Genomic DNA, 398 nt, shown 5'->3' with positions numbered 1-398 from the left:
CAGATGGACAACAAGTCCCTGCTGATGTCCTCAATGCGGTCTCTGGTAACGGTATGTACACGCTTGACTCAACATTCTTTCTTTTTCTGCTGTGTTTCATTTTGTGACACTTCTGTTTCCACTGCAGCTCTTGCAAAAGTGCCAGACTGGCATGGGGAGGCTGGATGCAGCCGAAGCCGGGGCAGCAGATTGGGCAACCGAAAAGGAGTTGCTTAAGTCCCTGGCGGCAAGCGACGCGGCCCTGGAGGAGGAGGCGAGGAAGAAGGAAGATCTTCTTGCCGAGCTCGACGCAGAGCGGGCCTTGGCCGAGCACCTCAAAGAGGAAGCAAAACAGGCGGTGGATCAAAACGCCCAACTGTCCTGGAAGCTAGACGAGGTCCGGCTTGCGTCGTCGCGGA

1 protein-coding gene is annotated in these 398 nt (G+C 56.0%); it reads left to right on the top strand.

Going from position 1 to position 398, the window contains the following annotated elements; translation table 11 throughout:
- Positions 1 to 151: 151 nt before the first annotated feature.
- On the top strand, positions 152 to 398 hold a 247-nt coding region (locus tag D7X96_RS39380), incomplete at its 3' end, for a hypothetical protein (RefSeq protein ID WP_147468538.1).

The sequence above is a fragment of the Corallococcus interemptor genome (assembly GCF_003668875.1).
Taxonomy (GTDB): Bacteria; Myxococcota; Myxococcia; order Myxococcales; family Myxococcaceae; genus Corallococcus; species Corallococcus interemptor.
The sequence above is the reverse complement of the archived record's forward strand: the minus strand, read 5'-3'. Positions and strand labels throughout refer to the sequence as shown.